At 72.1% G+C, this 18,084-nt stretch carries 13 protein-coding genes and 3 pseudogenes; 7 read left to right on the plus strand and 9 right to left on the minus strand.

Features of this window, described 5'->3' with window-relative positions; translation table 11 throughout:
* Positions 1-67: 67 nt before the first annotated feature.
* Both ABZX67_RS14640 and ABZX67_RS14645 read right to left on the minus strand, forming a co-directional pair.
* A pseudogene (locus tag ABZX67_RS14640) lies at positions 68-1,588 on the minus strand (GAF domain-containing protein); the annotation flags it as partial.
* Positions 1,589-1,656: 68 nt separating this feature from the next.
* On the minus strand, positions 1,657-2,574 hold the full coding sequence (locus tag ABZX67_RS14645; RefSeq protein ID WP_355359236.1) for a 3-hydroxyacyl-CoA dehydrogenase family protein: 918 nt from the start codon (positions 2,572-2,574) through the stop codon (positions 1,657-1,659).
* Here ABZX67_RS14645 and ABZX67_RS14650 point away from each other — a divergent pair.
* A pseudogene (locus ABZX67_RS14650) lies at positions 2,571-2,675 on the plus strand (succinyl-CoA--3-ketoacid-CoA transferase); the annotation flags it as partial. The gene ABZX67_RS14645 and the pseudogene ABZX67_RS14650 overlap by 4 nt on opposite strands.
* Positions 2,675-3,322, plus strand: a complete 648-nt coding sequence (locus ABZX67_RS14655) for a CoA transferase subunit B (RefSeq protein WP_355359239.1) — start codon at positions 2,675-2,677, stop codon at positions 3,320-3,322. The pseudogene ABZX67_RS14650 and the gene ABZX67_RS14655, both read left to right, overlap by 1 nt.
* Before the next feature lie 12 nt (positions 3,323-3,334).
* Here the strand turns inward: ABZX67_RS14655 and ABZX67_RS14660 are convergent, their stop codons facing one another.
* Together ABZX67_RS14660 and ABZX67_RS14665 are read right to left on the minus strand one after the other, a co-directional pair.
* Positions 3,335-3,565, minus strand: a complete 231-nt coding sequence (locus ABZX67_RS14660; protein WP_355359242.1) for a hypothetical protein — start codon at positions 3,563-3,565, stop codon at positions 3,335-3,337.
* Entirely contained in the window at positions 3,562-4,527 is a 966-nt protein-coding gene (locus tag ABZX67_RS14665) for an SPFH domain-containing protein (RefSeq protein WP_355359245.1), read from the minus strand. The genes ABZX67_RS14660 and ABZX67_RS14665 overlap by 4 nt, the downstream gene beginning before the upstream one ends.
* A 222-nt stretch (positions 4,528-4,749) precedes the next feature.
* Here ABZX67_RS14665 and ABZX67_RS14670 point away from each other — a divergent pair, with 222 nt between their 5' ends.
* The gene (locus ABZX67_RS14670) at positions 4,750-6,984 is read left to right on the plus strand and encodes a transglycosylase domain-containing protein (RefSeq protein ID WP_355359248.1); all 2,235 of its coding nucleotides are present in this window, start codon (positions 4,750-4,752) and stop codon (positions 6,982-6,984) included.
* Positions 6,985-7,042: 58 nt separating this feature from the next.
* Here ABZX67_RS14670 and ABZX67_RS14675 read toward each other — a convergent pair whose 3' ends face one another.
* From ABZX67_RS14675 to ABZX67_RS14685, 3 genes are all read right to left on the minus strand, one after another.
* On the minus strand, positions 7,043-9,277 hold the full coding sequence (locus tag ABZX67_RS14675; RefSeq protein WP_355359251.1) for a SpoIIE family protein phosphatase: 2,235 nt from the start codon (positions 9,275-9,277) through the stop codon (positions 7,043-7,045).
* Between the two features lie 234 nt (positions 9,278-9,511).
* Positions 9,512-10,204 carry a DUF402 domain-containing protein gene (locus tag ABZX67_RS14680; RefSeq protein ID WP_355359254.1) on the minus strand — a complete coding sequence of 231 codons (693 nt, stop codon included), beginning with the start codon at positions 10,202-10,204 and terminating at the stop codon, positions 9,512-9,514.
* 83 nt (positions 10,205-10,287) lie between these two features.
* Positions 10,288-11,691: a class II fumarate hydratase gene (locus tag ABZX67_RS14685; RefSeq protein WP_355359257.1), complete on the minus strand. Its 1,404-nt coding sequence runs from the start codon at positions 11,689-11,691 to the stop codon at positions 10,288-10,290.
* A 105-nt stretch (positions 11,692-11,796) separates the two neighbouring features.
* Between ABZX67_RS14685 and ABZX67_RS14690 the strand changes: the two genes are divergently transcribed.
* Positions 11,797-13,332 (plus strand): ricin-type beta-trefoil lectin domain protein, encoded by a 1,536-nt coding sequence (locus ABZX67_RS14690; RefSeq protein ID WP_355359260.1) that lies wholly within the window; start codon positions 11,797-11,799, stop codon positions 13,330-13,332.
* Positions 13,333-13,405: 73 nt separating this feature from the next.
* On the opposite strand, the gene ABZX67_RS14695 is transcribed toward ABZX67_RS14690, so the two are convergent.
* On the minus strand, positions 13,406-15,073 hold the full coding sequence (locus ABZX67_RS14695) for a fumarate hydratase (RefSeq protein ID WP_355359263.1): 1,668 nt from the start codon (positions 15,071-15,073) through the stop codon (positions 13,406-13,408).
* A gap of 206 nt (positions 15,074-15,279) precedes the next feature.
* Here ABZX67_RS14695 and ABZX67_RS14700 point away from each other — a divergent pair.
* Positions 15,280-15,693: pseudogene (locus ABZX67_RS14700) on the plus strand (LiaF domain-containing protein); the annotation flags it as partial.
* A 151-nt stretch (positions 15,694-15,844) separates the two neighbouring features.
* Entirely contained in the window at positions 15,845-16,222 is a 378-nt protein-coding gene (locus tag ABZX67_RS14705; RefSeq protein ID WP_355359266.1) for a WhiB family transcriptional regulator, read from the plus strand.
* Between the two features lie 120 nt (positions 16,223-16,342).
* Here the strand turns inward: ABZX67_RS14705 and glpX are convergent, their stop codons facing one another.
* Entirely contained in the window at positions 16,343-17,374 is a 1,032-nt protein-coding gene (gene glpX / locus ABZX67_RS14710; RefSeq protein ID WP_355359269.1) for a class II fructose-bisphosphatase, read from the minus strand.
* A 139-nt stretch (positions 17,375-17,513) separates the two neighbouring features.
* Between glpX and ABZX67_RS14715 the strand changes: the two genes are divergently transcribed.
* Entirely contained in the window at positions 17,514-18,032 is a 519-nt protein-coding gene (locus ABZX67_RS14715) for a DUF4245 domain-containing protein (protein ID WP_355359291.1), read from the plus strand.
* Positions 18,033-18,084 lie beyond the last annotated feature (52 nt).

Here is an 18,084-nt window from a genome sequence, read left to right on the forward strand (position 1 = left end):
CCGTCGGATGGTGCGTGGCGGACGCGGTGGGCGGACAGGCGCCCGGGGCGATCAGCGCCCGCAGGCACGCCTCCGCCTCCTGGTACGCCGCCGCGGTGCCGGCGGTGTCCCCGGCCCGCGCCGTACCGGCGGTGACGGTGCGCCGCGCGGTGCGCGACAGCTCGCGCGCGGCGGTGCGCGCCACCTCCAGGGGGTCGTCCCCGGGCAGCAGCAGGATCACGGTGTCGCGCCGGAGCGCCGCCAGTCCGCGCGAGCGCCGGGCGAAGGCCGCGGTGGAGGCGTAGATCCGTTCGCGCGGCCCGCCGTCCAGGCGGGCCACCACCACGGTCCGGCAGGCGTCGAGGTCGACGTCGATCAGGGCGGCGCGATGCCGTAGCAGGTCACCGTCCTTGGGGTGCGCCGCCAGCAGGTCGTCCAGCAGCTCGCCGCGCACCCGCGCCTCCGCCTCCGCCATGCGCCTGCGGGTGACCAGGACGAGGGAGGCGACCAGCGCGGCCCGCTCCAGGATGCGGCGGTCGGTGGGGCCGATCTCCGGCGCCGTCCCGGCGAGGACGATGGCGCCCAGGGGCTCGGACTCGGTGATCAGCGGGACGGCGCACCGGGCGCCCCGCACCACGGTGCCGCCGGCCTGCCGGGCGGCCGCGCCGAGGGCCCGCAGCTCCTCGACCGGGAAGGAACCCGGGCCCCGGGACCGGGCCGCGATGTCGCCGTCCTCGTCGAGGACGACCACCGTGCCGGACAGCGAGGTCGCCGTCGCCTGGGCCACGTCGTCCACGCCCTTGCCCTGGATGACCAGCCGTGTCAGGCGTTCGTGCACCTCGGCGGTGCGCTCCAGGTCGGACATGTGCGCGCTGATCGTGTCGTTCGCGACGCGCAGCTCGGCGACGGCCGCCTGGGCGGCGCTCAGCAGCCGGGCGTTCTCGATGGCTACCGCCGCGTGCGCGGCGAGCATCATCAGCACGCTGATGTCACGGTTGCCGAATCCCCGCCGGCTCCGGTGTGCGGCGAGCAGGACCCCGATCACCTCCTGGTCGAGCTTCACCGGCACGCCCAGCAGGGACTCGATCCCCTCCGCCGCGACCGTGCGGTCGATCTCGGCGGTATGGGCGAAGGAGTCGTCGGAGAGGTACGAGGTGACGGCGTAGGGCTCGCCGGTCCGCGCGACGATGCCCCCGACCCCGCTGCCGACCGGCAGCCGCAGCTCACGCAGCCAGCCGGAGATGTTGCCCGCCGCCGCCTTGATGTAACTGTCGCCGCGGCCCCGGTCGCTGAGGCTGATGTAGGCGAGGTCGCACTCCAGCAGACGCCGTGCGCGATCGGAGATCGCCTGGAGGATGGAGTCGAGGTCCCGCAGCGACGCCAGGTCGTTGGCGGTGTCGTTGAGCAACTGGAGTTCCGCCTCGTTGCGGCGGTGCCGCAGGTGCCTCTCGCGCAGCCGCAGCGCGATCGCGCGCTCCTCCTCCAGTTCCGCGAGCCTGCCGGGCGGCTCCCCGGCGGCCCGGGCCGCCGCCAGCACGTCGTCGAAGGCGCCGATGTCGGCCTCCTTCAGCAGCAGTTCCAGGAAGACACCGCTGTACGTCCCTGCCATGGCCCCTCCGTCGGACGTGCCCGTCAGGCCCCTCGGTCGTGCGCGGGTGTGCCGGCCCGCTGGGAGTATCACCCCTCGTGCGCCCGCCCGACCCCGCCCGGAGCGGTCCGCGGTGACGCGAGGTGGGAGCGGATCCCGGCGTCCAGCCGCCGGGCGACCTCCTCGTCCCGCCCCTCCGGCCAGGGCAGCAGGCCCGCTCCGGAGGCGCGGCCCCGGTGGCCCGCCCGGAGGAGCGCGTCGAGGACGGTGAAGTCGCCGGTCGCCGCCGACAGATGGGGGCTGAGACTGTTCAGGATGTCCCGGGTCAGTTCCAGCCCGATGAAGTCCGCGTTCTCCATGGGCCCCACGGCCGGCCAGCGCAGGGCGAGGCTCGACCGCATGACGGTGTCGATGGTGACCGCGTCGCACACGCCCTGTTCCAGGAGGTGCAGCGCCTCGCGCACGAGCGCGAACTGCAGCCGGTTGCCGATGAATCCGGGCACGTCCCGGTGGAGGCGTACCGTCGTCTTGCCCAGCCCGTCGAGGAGCTCACAGGCTTCCTCCACGAAACGGTGGTCCGTTTCCGTGCCCGGCGCGACCTCCACGAGCGGGATGACGTAGGGCGGGTTCCACCAGTGGACGCCGACCAGCCGCTGCGGATGCCGCATCCCCTTGGCGACCTCGGTGAGCGACAGCACGGACGTGTTGGACCAGATCGGCGTCGCGGGGGAGACGAGGTCCTCCACCGCGGCCAGCACGTGGTGCTTGGTCTCCAGGCGCTCGGGGACGGCTTCCACCACGATGTCCGCGCTCCGCGCGAGCTCCGCCGGCGACGAGGCCGCGGTGATCCGTTCCGCCACGGCCCGCAGCTCCTCCGGCGGCGTGCCGCAGCGCTCGAGAGCCTGCCCGACCCGTTCACCCAGACCGGCCAGCGTCGCCGGATCCGCGTCGTGCACGACCACACCGAAGCCCGCCCGGGCCAGAGCGACGGCGATCCCGTGCCCCATCAGCCCTCCACGTCCCGGGCGTCTTCGTCCAGCGCGTCGTCGTGCTCACCCGGGAGCAGGCGGCGGACAAGCCGGTCGAGAAGAGGACGGTACGCGTCTGATGGCCTGGAACCGCGACCAGATGGCCGCCCGCGCCGCGGCCGAACTCCACGACGGCGCCTACGTCAACCTCGGCATCGGACTGCCGACCCTCGTCCCCGGCCACCTGCCGCCCGGTGTCCATGTGGTCCTCCACTCCGAGAACGGCATCCTCGGCACCGGCCCGTACCCGACGGAAGCCGAGGTGGACCCCGACCTGATCAACGCCGGAAAGGAGACCGTCACCGTCCTTCCTGGGGCGAGCTTCTTCGACTCCGCGCTCTCCTTCGGCATGATCCGCGGCGGTCACATCGACACCGCGGTGCTCGGTGCCATGCAGGTGTCCGCGGCGGGCGACCTCGCCAACTGGATGATCCCGGGCAAGATGGTCAAGGGCATGGGCGGTGCGATGGACCTCGTCCACGGCGCCCGCCGGGTCATCGCCCTGACCGAGCACACCGCCAAGGACGGCAGCCCCAAGATCGTGCGCGCGTGCACGCTGCCCCTGACCGGCGCGGCGTGCGTCCACCGCGTCATCACCGACCTCGCCGTCCTCGACGTCACCGGCCGGGGCCTCGTGCTCGCCGAGACCGCCCCCGGCGTCACCGCCGAGGAGGTTCTCGCGGCCACCGGCGCTCCGGTGTACGTCCCCGACGGCGACCGGCCGTGAGCTACTCGTGAGCTACTCGGGCTGAGGCCGCTCGGGCCTCGCCGCCTTCGGGGGCCGGCCCCGGCTGGGGAGCGGGCCGGGAGCGGTGGGCAGGCGGCCCGCGTCCGCGAGGGCCTTGCGGAGCAGGAACTCGATCTGGGCGTTGGCGCTGCGCAGCTCGTCCGCCGCCCAGCGCGCCAGCGCCTCGTGCACCGCCGGGTCCAGGCGGAGCAGCACCTGCTTGCGCGGCGAGCGCTCGGTCACTGGTAGAGCGTGCCCGTGTTCAGCACCGGCTGGGCCGCGCGGTCACCGCACAGCACCACCATCAGGTTCGACACCATCGCCGCCTTCCGTTCCGGGTCGAGCTCCACGATGTCCCGCTCCTCCAGGCGGTCCAGCGCCGCCTCCACCATCCCGACCGCGCCGTCCACGATCTGCCGGCGCGCCGCCACGACGGCGCCCGCCTGCTGGCGCTGGAGCATCGCGGAGGCGATCTCCGGAGCGTACGCCAGATGGGTGAAGCGCGACTCGATGATGTGCACGCCCGCCGCCTGCACCCGCGCCTGCAGCTCGGCGGCGAGCTTCTCGGTGATCTCCTCCGCGTTGCCGCGCAGCGACAGGCCGTCCTCGTCGTGGGCGTCGTACGGGTACTCGATCGCGATGTGCCGTACCGCCGCCTCGGTCTGCGTGGAGACGAACTCCAGGAAGTCGTCCACCTCGAAGGTCGCCTGCGCCGTGTCCTCGACCTTCCACACCACCACGGCGGCGAGCTCGATCGGGTTGCCGTACGCGTCGTTGACCTTCAGGACGGCGGTCTCGTGGTTGCGCACCCGGGTGGAGACCTTCTGGCGCGAGGTGAACGGGTTGACCCAGCGCAGCCCGTCGTCGCGGATCGTGCCCCGGTAGCGGCCGAAGAGCTGCACCACCCGGGCCTCGCCGGGCGCCACCATGTTGAGCCCGCACATGGCGAGGAAGGCCGCGATCCCGACCGCGACGCCGGTGATGATCAGCGCCACCTTCGCGCCGGTCGCGCCGGTCGCCGCGCCCGCGACCACCAGGCAGATGCCCGCCGCCAGGCCCACCAGGCCGAGCAGCAGCGCGAGGCCGCCGCCGATGCTGTGCGCGGCGAACTCCCGGACGCGCGGTTCGGGCATCTCGGGTGCGTCGGGCGCCGGTGCGGTGCCGGGCGCCGGTGTGGTGTCGGGCGCCGGTGTGGTGTCGGACATGGGTGTCCCCCGTTCGTACGGTCTGGCGGTCTGGCGGTCTAGCAAAGTGATATCACTTTAACCGTTCTCGCAACCGTTCGGCAGCCTGAGGAGTCGGTTCCATTGACACGGGTGCTGATTCTCACGTCCGGAAAAGGCGTGATCCGTTGACGTTTGCCGGTTCTCCCGGTGTTAGTTTGCTGAGCTGCTGATCTGGTCGACGAAGAGCGGAGCGACGAAGCGATGGGCCAAGCGAAAGCCCGCGGGACGAAGAGCGAGGGCGGGGGTATACGCCGCTTCTTCACCTGGAAGAAGCTGCTGGGCACCTTCTTCGGCTTGTGCCTGCTCGTGATGGGCGCCTTCTACGTCCTCTACCTGCTGGTGCCCGTCCCCGACGCCAACGCCATGGCGACCAAGCAGAGCAACGTCTACAAGTTCAGCAACGGCAAGATCTTCGCCCGCACCGGCGAGGTCAACCGCGAGATCGTCGGCCTCGACAAGATCCCCAAGGACGTCCAGTACGCCTTCGTCGCCGCCGAGAACAAGACCTTCTTCGAGGACTCCGGCGTCGACATCAAGGGCACCGCCCGCGGCGTGCTCAACACCCTCACGGGCAAGGGCAAGCAGGGCGGCTCCACCATCACCCAGCAGTACGTCAAGAACTACTACCTCACCCAGGACCCGACGGTCAGCCGCAAGCTCAAGGAGCTGGTGATCTCCCTCAAGGTCGACCAGCGGCTCGACAAGAACGCGATCCTGGCCGGGTACCTGAACACCAGCTACTACGGCCGCAACGCGTACGGCATCCAGGCCGCCGCCCAGGCGTACTACGGCGTCGACGCGAGCGAGCTGAACGTCGCCCAGGGCGCGTACCTCGCCGCCGTCCTCCAGGCGCCCAGCCAGTACGACTGGACCTCGGCGAACGCCACCGGCCGCAAGCTCGTCACCGACCGCTGGAACTACGTCCTGGACAACATGGTCGAGGAGGGCTGGCTCTCCCCGTCCGAGCGGACGAAGCAGAGCTTCCCCGAGCCGCGCAAGCCGAAGGCCGCGCCCGGCGCGGAGGGCACGAACGGCTACCTCGTCGAGGCCGCCAACCAGGAGCTCATGCGCCAGGGCATCCCCGAGGCGCAGCTCAAGGCCGGCGGCTGGAGCATCACGCTCAACATCGACGAGAAGCGCCAGAAGGAGCTCGTCGCCGCGGTCGACCACCAGCTGGAGGCGAAGCTCGACCGCAAGGCCGACAAGGCCGACGCCACCGTCCAGGCGGGCGCCACCTCCGTCGACCCGAAGACCGGCAAGGTCGTGGCCCTCTACGGCGGCATCGGCGCCACCGAGCACTGGCTGTCGAACGCCACCCGCCGCGACTACCAGCCCGCCTCGACCTTCAAGCCGATCGTCCTCGCCTCCGCCCTGGAGAACGGCTCGACGACCCAGGACGGCCGGAAGATCGGCCTCGGCACCGTCTACGACGGCACCAGCAAGCGGCCCGTGGAAGGCAGCGACACGCCCTTCGCGCCCGAGAACGAGGACGACCGCAGCTACGGCCCCGTCACCGTGCAGAAGGCCACCAACAGCTCGATCAACTCCGTCTACGCCCAGATGATCGTGGACGTGGGACCCAAGAAGGTGAAGAAGACCGCGCTGGACCTCGGTATGAAGGACGGCGACGCGTTCGTGGAGCAGCCGGCGATGTCGCTGGGCACCATGGGCGCCTCCCCCTGGGACATGGCGGGGGTGTACGCCACCCTCGCCAACCACGGCGAGAAGGTCACCCCGGCGATCGTGAAGTCCGCCGAGCACAAGGACCGCACGGTCGAGCCCGTCGCGTCGACCGGCGAGCGGGTGCTGAGCCGCGAGGCCGCCGACACCGTCACCAAGGCCATGATGGGCGTCGTCTCCAGCGGCTCCGGCGTGAACGCGGCCGGCAACTACCAGGCGGCCGGCAAGACCGGTACGTCGGAGAACAACCGCTCGGCGTGGTTCGTCGGCTACACGCCCGAACTGGTCACGGCCGTCGGCCTCTTCGGCGAGAAGCCCGACGGCACGGGCCAGGTCACGCTGACCGACACCATCAACCCGGGCCGCGCCAACGGCGGTGGCGTCCCCGCCAGGATCTGGCGCGAGTACACCACCGGCGCCCTCGGCGGCGGCTCCGACGCCCGCTTCGACCTGGAGGCCGCCGACACCGTCGTGTCCGAGCCGCAGCCGACGAGCACGCCGACGCAGAGCGCCACGCCGAGCGGGACGCCCACCGACGACGCCTCCGAGCCCGCGGAGAAGCCGACCGAGACCTCGACCCCGACCGAGGAGCCCACCGAACCGGCGGGCGAGCCGACGCCGACGCGCACACCGACGACGCCCGGCCTGCCGACCGGCGAGCCGACCGACGGCGCGTCCGGCGGCGACACCGGCGACCCGGGCGGGGACGTCGACGAACCGGCGAAGCCGGGCGATGTGAAGCCGCCCAAGCCGTGACGTGCCGAAGGCCGGGTCCCGTGATCGGGACCCGGCCTTCCCCGCAGCCGTACGCGCGTCAGATCCGCGTCGGCAGCTCGAACCACACCACCTTGCCCGTCGACAGCCGCGTCGCACCCCACCGCCGGGCCAGCCGGTTCACCAGGAACAGGCCGCGCCCGCCCTCGTCGGTGTCGCGGGCCCGCCGCTGGCGCGGCAGCTGCGGCGAGTCGTCACCGACCTCGCAGCGCAGCACGTCCGTCCGCAGCAGCCGCAGCGTCACCGGCCGCTCCGCGTATCGCACCGCGTTGGTGACCACCTCGCTGACCAGCAGCTCCACGCTGTCCGACAGCTCCTCCAGGTCCCAGCGGGCCAGCGCCCGCCGCGCCAGGCGCCGCGCCCGCCCCGGCGCCGCGTCCTCCGGCTCCAGGAACCAGTAGGCGACGTCGCTCGGCGCGATCCCGTCGAAGCGGGCCGCGAGCAGTGCGATGTCGTCGTCCCGGTCGCCGGGCCCGAGCATGTCGAGCACGTCGTCGCAGAGCGCCTCCAGCGGCGGCGAGTGGTCCGGGCCGGTCAGCTGGGCGGTGGCGGCGAGCCGCTCGCGCAGCTGCTCTATCCCCGTCCACACGTCACGCAGCCGCGACTCCACCAGGCCGTCGGTGTACAGCAGCAGCGTCGCCCCGGCCGGGGCGTCGAGCTCCACCGCCTCGAAGTCCACGCCGCCGACGCCGATGGGCGCGCCCGGCGGGACCCGCAGCACCTCCGCCCGCCCGCCGAGGTGCAGCAGGACCGGCGGCGGGTGGCCCGCGTTGGCGATGGTGATGCGGTGCGCGACCGGGTCGTACACCGCGTACAGGCAGGTCGCCATGCGGTTCTCGCCGAGCCGCTGGGCCTGCTCGTCGAGGTGGTGCAGCACCTCCTGCGGCGGCAGGTCGAGCCCGGCGAGGGTCTGCGCGGTCGTCCGCAGCTGGCCCATGATCGCCGCGGACGTCATGGAGTGGCCCATCACGTCGCCGACGACCAGGGCGACCCGGCTGCCGGGCAGCGGGATCGCGTCGTACCAGTCGCCGCCCACCCGGGCCGTCTCGGCGGCCGGCAGGTAGCGGGAGGCGAGCTTCACGCCCGTCGGCTGCGGCAGGTTCTCCGGCAGCATGGTGCGCTGGAGCTCGTCCGCGATGTACGCCTCGCGCCCGTACAGCACCGCCTTGTCGATGCCGAGCGCGGTGTGCGTGGCCAGCTGGGCCGCCACGAGCAGGTCGTTCGGCTCGAAGGCGTGCCGGTCCGGGCGGCGCAGGAAGACCGCCGCGCCGATGACGCGGCGCCGCCCGCGCAGGGGCGCGAGGATCGCCCGGTGGCCCGACGGCACCGAGCGGCCGTCGCCGAGCAGCTCGGGCAGCGCGGCGCGCGCGGCGGCGGAGTCCCCGAACACGGGCCGCACGCCGCGCAGCACCTCGGCGAGCGCGCCGCCGGGGCGCACCTCGCACAGCTCGGCGGCCGGCCCCAGGTCGAGGTCGGTGTCCGGGGCGATCGACAGCGCGAACTCGGAGTCGTCGTCCGTTAAACGCAGCCGGTCGGTGCGGCGCAGCCGCAGCACGAACGGGTCGACGGGCCGCTCGTCGCCGACGGGCAGCGGGTCGCGGAGGTAGACGAGGATCGCGTCCGAGAAGGTGGGCACGGTCGCCCGGCAGAGGCCCAGCACGATCTCGTCGAGGTCTATGCCGCGCGCGATGCGCCGCGTGGCGGCCCCCACGAACCGCAGCCGGTCGCCCTCGCGCCGCGCGGTCCCGACGGGCTCGTGCGCCACGGGCTCGTGGGCGACGGGCTCGCGCACGCTCCCGGCCGGTTCCCGACCGGCGGCCGGCTCGCGCCCCGCCGCGTCCCGACCGACCGGTCCCCGCCCCGTCTGCGCGGGTACGCCGCCGAACCCGCCGAGCCCTCCTGCCGCCGCGACCACGCCGCCGCCTCCGTCCCCACGCCCGCCGGCGGGCGCCGTGCCCGCCCGTCGGCCGTTCCCGCCGCCGTCACCGCCGTCGCGCCCCGGCCCGGACGGGGCCGCGGACGCCGCTCTCGCCGCCTGTACGTCGTCGGAGCCGTGCCCGCACCGGCACCCGGGCACCGCGGCGCCGGACGCCCCGGTCACCGGCGCGTGCTCGTGCCGCGCACCGGCATCCGGACCGGCATCCGCACCGGCGCCCGCGCCTGCGGAGGGCGCGGCGGGCGCCGCGGGGGGCGCCTCCTGCCGCGTCCGGGTGCGCTCCTGCGGGCGGGCAGCGAGCGGCTGCCTGCCGTCATGGGACGTGGGATGCTCCGTCACGCGTGGGATTCCGTCCATCCGGGCCGGTTGGGCGATGCAATCGCTCTGTCAGGCGCTATACCCGCTCTGAGGGCGGCGTTGACAAGGGGCGGGGGATCCGTGCGCAGATCAGGCACGGTTCCACCCCCTCATGGATGACTTACGGTCAGGTCCTGCTCGGTGCTCAGTCGTTACGGACACGCGGCCTTGCGGAGGACGATCCTACGTTTGACCCCCAGGGGCGCATCAAGGGTCTCACGGAGCCGTCCGCGCCGGGCTGCGGTCCCAGTCCGCCGGCAGCTCCGGAACCGTCCAGCGCGGATCGGGCCGCCACTCCTCCCAGCCGTCAGCGAACGGCGTGCCCCAGGCCCGGATCACCTCGACCGCCGCCCGGCCCGCCTCCCGCACCCGCCGCGCCTGCGCGGGCCCCATCAGGCCGCTCCGCTGCGCCTGCGCGAACTCGTCCTCGTCGCGCCACAGCCACGTACGGTCCGGGAAGACCGAGATGTCCAGGAAGTGGTCCTCGGAGTCGACGCCGCCGGACCACCGCAGGCGCGGCTCCTCCAAGTTGACGTACCAGCTGCGGAACTGCCAGCCGCGCTCCCAGAACAGCCACACCGACCACGGCTCGTCCGGCCGCGCCAGCTTGAGCACGCCGCTGCCCTCCCACCGGGTGCGCATGGTGGTGCGCGGCGCCGTGTACCGGGTGGCGAGCGGCTCCTCGTGCACCGGAGTCCCGTCGGCGAGGACGGGTTTGACGCACTCGGTGCCGGGCGCCATCCAGACGGCGAGCAGGTCGTCGGTGTCCTGGACGACGGTCACGGGCCGGCAGATGTGGACGCCGTCGCCGCCGTTGTCCCGGTACCGCCACAAGATCCGTGTACCGGGCGCCCAGCGCCCGTCCGCACCCGCTCCCGCCCCGCGTCGTCCCGTCGTCTCGGCTGTCATGTGCAGATATTAGGACCCGACCCCCGGGCCGCGCTGCGGCGCGGATCACCGCAAGCGGGCCCGGCGGCGTACGAACCAGCAGGTCAGGGCCGGGTCATGCGCAGTACGTCGAGGGCTTCGTCGAGCTGCTGGAGCGTCAGGTCCCCGCGCTCCACGTACCCCGCCTCGAGGACGACCTCGCGGATGGTCTTCCGCTCGGCCAGCGACCTCTTGGCGACCTTCGCGGCCTCCTCGTACCCGATGTACTTGTTGAGCGGGGTGACCACGGACGGCGAGGACTCGGCGTACTCGCGCGCCCGCTCGCGGTTGGCGGTGATGCCGTCGACCGTGCGGTCGGCGAGGAGGCGTGAGGCGTTGGCGAGCAGCCGGACGGACTCCAGGAGGTTCTTGGCGATGACCGGGAGCATCACGTTCAGCTCGAAGTTCCCGGCGGCGCCGGCCACCGCGACCGTCGCGTCGTTCCCGGTCACCTGCGCGGCGACCATCAGGACGGCCTCGGGGATGACCGGGTTGACCTTGCCCGGCATGATCGACGAGCCGGGCTGGAGGTCGGGGAGGTTGATCTCGGCCAGGCCCGTGCGCGGCCCGGACGCCATCCACCGCAGGTCGTTGGCGATCTTCGTGAGGGAGACGGCGATGGTACGGAGCTGACCGGACGTCTCCACCAGCCCGTCGCGGGCGCCCTGCGCCTCGAAGTGGTCGCGGGCCTCGGTCAGCGGCAGCCCGGTGGTGCGGGCGACCTCGGCGATGACGGCGGCGGAGAAGCCGGGCGGGGTGTTGATGCCGGTGCCGACCGCCGTGCCGCCCAGCGGCAGCTCGGCGAGGCGGGGGAGCGAGGCGCGCAGCCGCTCCACGCCGTACCGCACCTGGGCCGCGTATCCGCCGAACTCCTGACCGAGCGTCACCGGTGTCGCGTCCATCAGGTGCGTACGACCGGATTTGACGACGTCGGCGAATTCGGCCGATTTCCGCTCCAGGGCGGCGGCCAGGTGCTCCAGGGCTGGGACGAGGTCCTTGGTGACGGCGGCGGTGGCCGCGATGTGGATGGAGGAGGGGAAGACGTCGTTGGACGACTGGGAGGCGTTGACGTGGTCGTTGGGGTGGACTGGGTCCGGGCGGCCGAGTCCCTCGCCGAGCCTCTCCCCGGCCAGGGTGGCGAGCACCTCGTTCATGTTCATGTTCGAGGAGGTCCCGGAGCCGGTCTGGAAGACGTCGACCGGGAAGTGCTCGTCCCAGCGGCCCTCGGCGACCTCGGCGGCCGCCTCCTGGATGGCGTCCGCGATCTCCTTGTCCAGCACCCCGAGCTCGGCGTTGACCTTGGCGGCGGCGGCCTTGATCCGGGCCAGGGCCTCGATGTGGGCGCGCTCCAGGCGCTGGCCGGAGACGGGGAAGTTCTCCACCGCCCGCTGCGTCTGGGCCCGCCACTTGGCGTGGGCGGGGACCCGCACCTCTCCCATGGAGTCGTGCTCGATCCGGTAGTCCGACATTCCATCACCCTCCTGAAAAAGTTGAGCACTTGTCTGGTTCCGCGTATTCCCAACGTGCGTACCGGCCAGTAAAAACCGTGGGTAACCCCACTTCCAGGAGGCGCAATGACGCGCACCAGTCACCGGGTGCGAGGGCCCGTCGCGGCCGTGGCCGCGCTCGCCGCCGCACTCGCCGGGATGACGGCCGCCACGTCACCCGCCAACGCGGCGGCACAAGCCCCACGTACCACCGCATCCGTACCCCTTCCGCCCGAACTGGAACGGATCCGCGCGGCCGAGGCCACCGCACTGTACGGAAGCCCCGAGGAGCGCCCGCTCGCCGAGCGCAAGACCGGCCTGATCTCGCTTGGCGACAGCGAGATATCCGGCGAGGGCGTCGGTACGTACGAACCGCCCACCAACGGCCCCGACAACTGGTGCCACCGCTCGCCCGAGGCGGCCATCCACCGCACCGGCATCCCCGCCGACGTCACGTACAACGTCTCGTGCTCCGGCGCGTCCACCGCCAATATCCGCATCGGCGGCAGCAAGCAGTACGCCGACGAGCTGGTCCAGAGCGACAACCTCGCCATCAAGGCCCGCAACACCCGCATCAAGATGGTGCTGCTGGTGGCCGGCGCCAACGACGACCTCCAGTTCGGCCCCGTGATGACCGACTGCGTCGTCCGCTACCTCACCCTCCAGGGCCCCTGCGAGCCCAAGTACGCGCCCGGCTGGCAGGCCCGCGTGGACGGCCTGGTCCCCAAGGTCGAGCAGACCCTCCGCGACCTGCGCACCGTGATGCGCGACGCCGGGTACGCCGACGGCGACTACAAGCTCGTGGCGATGGGCTACCCGAGCCCGATCGGCCCCGACTTCTACGACAACCCCCACTTCAGCACCAAGATCGCCTGCGGCGGCCTCGGCTACGACTCCGACACCGTCTGGGGCCGCAACACCGCCGTCCCCGCCTTCGAACGCGGCATGCGGCGCGCCGCGGCGAACACCGGAGCCGTCTACCTCGACAACTCGCGGCTCTTCCACGGCCACGAGGTCTGCATGGACAGCGCCTGGGCGCGCGGGCTCTACATCGACCTCTCCAAGCCCGGCCTGCCGGACGAGAACTCCGTCCGCCAGTCCTTCCACCCCAACGCCGCCGGCCACGCCGCCTTCGCCTCCTGCCTGACGCAGCTCTACCAGGCGGGCGCGGGCGTACGGGAGGCGAGCTGCGCGGACCCGGCCTCCACGGGCAAGCCGGAGCTGGTGCCGGGCGCCTGGGACGACAAGTTCGCGCCACTGCGGGGTGAGGCGACCGGCACCTGTGTGGACGTCAGCGCCTCCGTCACCCGCAACGGCACCGCGGTCGGCGGCTGGGACTGCCACGGCGGCCGCAACCAGAACTGGTGGTACGACGCCACGCACAAGTCGCTGCGTACGGAGCTGACGCACGACCGCTGCCTGGACGTCCCCGGCGCCGCGTACACCGCCGGCAAGGCCCTGATCCTGTGGAACTGCTCCGGCGCGGCCAACCAGCGCTTCGTCCGCCAGGCCGGGACCTTGCGCCCGGAGGCGGCGCCGTCCCTGTGCGTGACGCTGGGCGCGGCGAAGGACCCGCTGAAGCTCCAGCCGTGCGACGGCTCGGCGAAGCAGCGGTTCGCGTAACCGTCGCAACCGTTACGCACGCGGACGGGCCCGGCCACCGCGACGGTGGCCGGGCCCGCACGGGGGGCGCGTGCTACGCCAGGCCCGGGCCGCGCACCGGAATCGACGTGAACGTCGGGGCCGGCGCCGGGTCCTGGAAGAAGTCGTTGCCCTTGTCGTCCACCACGATGAACGCCGGGAAGTCCTCGACCTCGATCTTCCAGACCGCCTCCATGCCGAGCTCCTCGTACTCGACGACCTCGACCTTCTTGATGCAGTCCTGCGCGAGGCGCGCGGCCGGGCCGCCGATGGAGCCCAGGTAGAAGCCGCCGTGCGCGTGGCAGGCGTCCGTGACCTGCTTCGAGCGGTTGCCCTTGGCCAGCATGACCTTGGAGCCGCCCGCCGCCTGGAACTGCTCCACGTAGGAGTCCATGCGGCCGGCCGTGGTCGGGCCGAAGGAACCGGAGGCGTACCCCTCGGGCGTCTTCGCCGGACCGGCGTAGTACACCGGGTGGTCCTTCAGGTACTGCGGCATCTCCTCGCCCGCGTCCAGCCGCTCCTTGATCTTGGCGTGCGCGATGTCGCGCGCCACGACCAGCGGGCCGGTCAGCGAGAGCCGGGTCTTGACCGGGTACTTGGTCAGCTCGGCGAGGATGTCGTCCATCGGCTGGTTGAGGTCGATCTTCACGACGTCGCCCTCTTCGGCGAGCTGCTCGTCCGTCGTGTCCGGCAGGAAGCGCGCCGGGTCGGTCTCCAGCTGCTCCAGGAAGACGCCCTCCGCCGTGATCTTGGCGACGGCCTGGCGGTCGGCCGAGCAGGAGACGGCGATGGCGACCGGGCAGGACGCGCCGTGCCGGGGCAGGCGGACCACGCGCACGTCGTGGCAGAAGTACTTGCCGCCGAACTGCGCGCCGATGCCGATCTTCTGCGTCAGCTCGAAGACCTTCTCCTCCAGCTCCTTGTCACGGAAGCCGTGCCCGAGGATCGAGCCCTCCTCCGGCAGCTCGTCGAGGTAGTGCGCGGAGGCGTACTTCGCGGTCTTCAGGGCGTACTCGGCGGAGGTGCCGCCGACGACGATCGCGAGGTGGTACGGCGGGCACGCGGCGGTGCCCAGGGAGCGGATCTTCTCCTCCAGGAACTTCATCATGGAGGCCTCGTTGAGGACCGCCTTGGTCTCCTGGTAGAGGAACGACTTGTTGGCCGAGCCGCCGCCCTTCGCCATGAACAGGAACTTGTACGCGCCGCCGTCCGTCGCGTACAGCTCGATCTGGGCGGGGAGGTTGGAGCCGGTGTTCTTCTCCTCCCACATGGTGAGCGGAGCCATCTGCGAGTAGCGCAGGTTCAGGTTCTTGTACGCGTCGTAGATGCCGCGCGACAGGGCCTTCTCGTCCTCACCTTCGGTGAGGACGTTCTGCCCGCGCTTGCCCATGACGATCGCCGTGCCCGTGTCCTGGCACATGGGCAGGACGCCGGCGGCCGCGATGTTCGCGTTCTTGAGGAGGTCGAGCGCGACGAACTTGTCGTTGCTCGACGCCTCCGGGTCGTCGATGATCTTGCGCAGCTGCGCAAGGTGCGCGGGGCGCAGGTAGTGCTGGATGTCGTGGATCGCCTCTTCGGCGAGCTTGCGCAGCGCCTCCGGCTCCACCTTGAGGAACGTACGGCCGTCGGCCTCGAAGGTGGAGACACCCTCGGAGGTCACCAGGCGGTACGGCGTGGTGTCCTCTCCCAGGGGGAGCAGATCGGAGTACGCAAACTCTGGCATGACGGAGGCCATTCCTCACTCGGCGGACAGCGGCGCCGCCCCCATTGGCAGCGCGCCCACAAGCGTAGAACGCCCCGAGCCGCCCGAACCTGTGAGGTAAGGCTCAGTTGCCGGAGTCGATTGCGCCGGTTCGGCGCGTCGACCTCTAGTCGCGATGTATCGCGACTGGCTAGGCTGGTTCCGTGGACCCCGAGAAGCAGTACGCGTACGCCAACGGCCCCGACGCCGCCGAGCCCGCCGAGAAGCTGGTCGCGGTCTTCACCGGCCCGACCCGCACGGGCCGCCGGCGCGTGGGGGGCCGGACCCATGCCTTCTCGCTGTTCGGCACTCTCGAGATCGACCTCACCGAGGCGCTCTTCACCCAGCGGCTCACCACCCTCCACGTCACCGCCGTCTTCGGCACCGTCGAGATCCGCGTCCCCGAGAACATCACCCTGCGCGGCAGCGGCACGGGCGTCTTCGGCACCTTCGACGTGACCGCCCTGGAAGCCGTCGACCCCGAAGCCCCGGTCGTCGTCGTCGACGGCTCCGCGGTCTTCGGCACCGTCGAGGCCCGCCCCCGGCGCGGCAAGCGGATCGCCGACCTGCGCGACCGCTCGCGCCGGTACTCCGGCACCTGACGGACCGCTCCGAGCCGCCCCTGGGGCGGCTTTCGGCCGACCGGAATCCCACCTGCCGGACCGGAGCGCCACGCACGGCATAGGCGCGCGTACAACGGGTAAGCCTTGCTGCATCGTCTCTCGCTCGCGAAGCCGTCGTCAGGAGTAGACCGTGCTGCAACTGCCGCATCAGCCCCTCCAGGTCGCCGCCGTCCCTGCCCCGCGCCTTCCCGCGCGAGAGGACCAGGCCGGGCCGTGGCACACCGAGGCGGTGTGCCGCCGGGACGAAGCAGGACTGTTCTTCGCCCCGTCCAAAGAGCCCACGGCCGCCCGGCTGGCCCGCGAGGAGGCCGCCAAGCGGGTCTGCGCGCGCTGCCCGGTGATGGTCGAATGCCGGGAGCACGCGCTGCTCCAGCCCGAGCCGTACGGCGTGTGGGGCGGCCTGACCGCGGCCGAGCGCCGCGTCGTCCTGGCCCGGCGCCGGCGCCGCGAGGTGGAACTCAAGAAGGCGGCGGCCTCGACGGGCCGGCAGATCGCCGCCGCGGGCTGACAGCCACTGTCCTGGCAGCCACTCTCCTGGCAGCCACCGTCCTGACGGCCACCGCCCGGCCCGTACGGGAAGGGGCGCTCCCACCGCACATGGGGGCGCCCCTTTTCGTGCCTTTGGGTCCTACTTGGCCCGGTCGAAGTCGATCTGGCTGTATGCGCGCAGCTTGGACAGCCGGTGCGTCGAGTCGATCTGGCGGATCGTGCCCGACTTCGAGCGCATGACGAGCGACGAGGTCGTCGCTGTCTCGGCGCGGTAGCGCACGCCGCGCAGCAGCTCGCCGTCGGTGATGCCGGTGGCGACGAAGAAGACGTTGTCGCCGCTGACCAGGTCGTTGGTGGACAGGACGCGGTCCAGGTCGTGGCCGGCGTCGAGCGCGCGCTGCCGCTCCTCGTCGTCCTTCGGCCACAGCTTGCCCTGGATCACACCGCCGAGGCACTTGATCGCGCAGGCGCTGATGATGCCCTCGGGGGTGCCGCCGATGCCCATGAGCATGTCGACGCCGGTGCCTTCGCGTACGGCCATGATCGAGCCGGCCACGTCGCCGTCCGAGATGAACTTGATGCGCGCGCCCGTCTCGCGGATCTCCTTGATGATGCCCTCGTGGCGGGGGCGGTCCAGGATGACGACCGTGACGTCCTCGGGGGAGGAGTGCTTGGCCTTGGCGACGCGGCGGATGTTCACGGACACCGGGGCGTTGATGTCGACGTAGTCGGCCGCCTCCGGGCCGGTGACGAGCTTGTCCATGTAGAAGACCGCGGAGGGGTCGAACATGGTGCCGCGGTCGGCGGCCGCCAGGACGGCGATGGCGTTGGGCATGCCCTTCGCGGTGAGCGTGGTCCCGTCGATCGGGTCCACGGCGATGTCGCACTCGGCGCCGGTCCCGTCGCCGATGCGCTCGCCGTTGAACAGCATCGGGGCTTCGTCCTTCTCGCCCTCGCCGATGACGACCACGCCGTTCATCGACACGGTGGAGACGAGGGTGCGCATGGCCCGCACCGCCGCGCCGTCGGCGCCGTTCTTGTCCCCGCGGCCGACCCAGCGGCCGGCGGCCATCGCGGCGGCCTCGGTGACCCGGACCAGCTCAAGGGCGAGGTTGCGGTCGGGAGCCTCGGGGGAGACCTCGAGCTCGGACGGCAGATGATTGTCGGTCATCGGTACGCACCTTTCTGTACGGCGACGGCCGCAAGTGGTGAAGAGGGTGCTGCGACTCTATCGGTAGGTCGACATATTGAGCAGAGGGGCCCACGTATGAGCAGGCCACGCTGATGCGACCATAGGGGGCGTGGCAGGTATGCGAGGCAATCGGACAGTACGCGGAATGTTCCAGTCGATGGCGGTCATCTGTGCTGCCGCCGGCGTGATCTATTTCTTCATCCCGCACGACGAGCACGCGGACCCGATCAAGCCGGTGGACTACCGCGTCGAGCTGGTGACGGCCCAGCGCGCCGCCCCGTACACCGTGCTGGCGCCGCAGGGCCTCGCCAAGGGGTGGACGCCGACCTCGGTCTCGTACGAGCGCGCGGAGGGCGACGCCTGGCACCTCGGTTTCCTGTCGCCGGACCGGCAGTACGTGGCGGTGGAGCAGTCGACGGCGAGGCCGGAGAAGTACATCGCCGAGGTGAGTCACGACGCGCGGGACACGGGCCGTACGCAGCAGGTCGGCGGGCAGACGTGGCAGCGCTGGGAAGGGCCGAAGTACGACGCCCTGGTGTGGCGCGACAAGGGTGTCACGACGGTGGTGACGGGCACGGCGTCGTACGAGCGGCTGGCGGAGATGGCGGCGGCGCTGACCGCGCCGAAGAAGGCGTGAACGCGTGTGGGCCCCCCCGCCCCCCCCCGCGCGGGGCCCACCCCCCGGCCCG

This window comes from Streptomyces sp. NPDC003036 (assembly GCF_040611175.1).
GTDB lineage: Bacteria > Actinomycetota > Actinomycetes > Streptomycetales > Streptomycetaceae > Streptomyces.

What these genes read in the sequence shown, in the direction of transcription:
- ABZX67_RS14685 (WP_355359257.1), bottom strand. Translation starts at nt 11,691, where the DNA reads ATGTCGGACTACCGGATCGAGCACGACTCCATGGGAGAGGTGCGGGTC.
- ABZX67_RS14645 (WP_355359236.1), bottom strand. Translation starts at nt 2,574, where the DNA reads ATGGGGCACGGGATCGCCGTCGCTCTGGCCCGGGCGGGCTTCGGTGTG.
- ABZX67_RS14665 (WP_355359245.1), bottom strand. Translation starts at nt 4,527, where the DNA reads ATGTCCGACACCACACCGGCGCCCGACACCACACCGGCGCCCGGCACC.
- ABZX67_RS14715 (WP_355359291.1), top strand. Translation starts at nt 17,514, where the DNA reads ATGCGAGGCAATCGGACAGTACGCGGAATGTTCCAGTCGATGGCGGTC.
- ABZX67_RS14690 (WP_355359260.1), top strand. Translation starts at nt 11,797, where the DNA reads ATGACGCGCACCAGTCACCGGGTGCGAGGGCCCGTCGCGGCCGTGGCC.
- ABZX67_RS14695 (WP_355359263.1), bottom strand. Translation starts at nt 15,073, where the DNA reads ATGCCAGAGTTTGCGTACTCCGATCTGCTCCCCCTGGGAGAGGACACC.
- ABZX67_RS14655 (WP_355359239.1), top strand. Translation starts at nt 2,675, where the DNA reads ATGGCCTGGAACCGCGACCAGATGGCCGCCCGCGCCGCGGCCGAACTC.
- ABZX67_RS14670 (WP_355359248.1), top strand. Translation starts at nt 4,750, where the DNA reads ATGGGCCAAGCGAAAGCCCGCGGGACGAAGAGCGAGGGCGGGGGTATA.
- glpX (WP_355359269.1), bottom strand. Translation starts at nt 17,374, where the DNA reads ATGACCGACAATCATCTGCCGTCCGAGCTCGAGGTCTCCCCCGAGGCT.
- ABZX67_RS14680 (WP_355359254.1), bottom strand. Translation starts at nt 10,204, where the DNA reads ATGACAGCCGAGACGACGGGACGACGCGGGGCGGGAGCGGGTGCGGAC.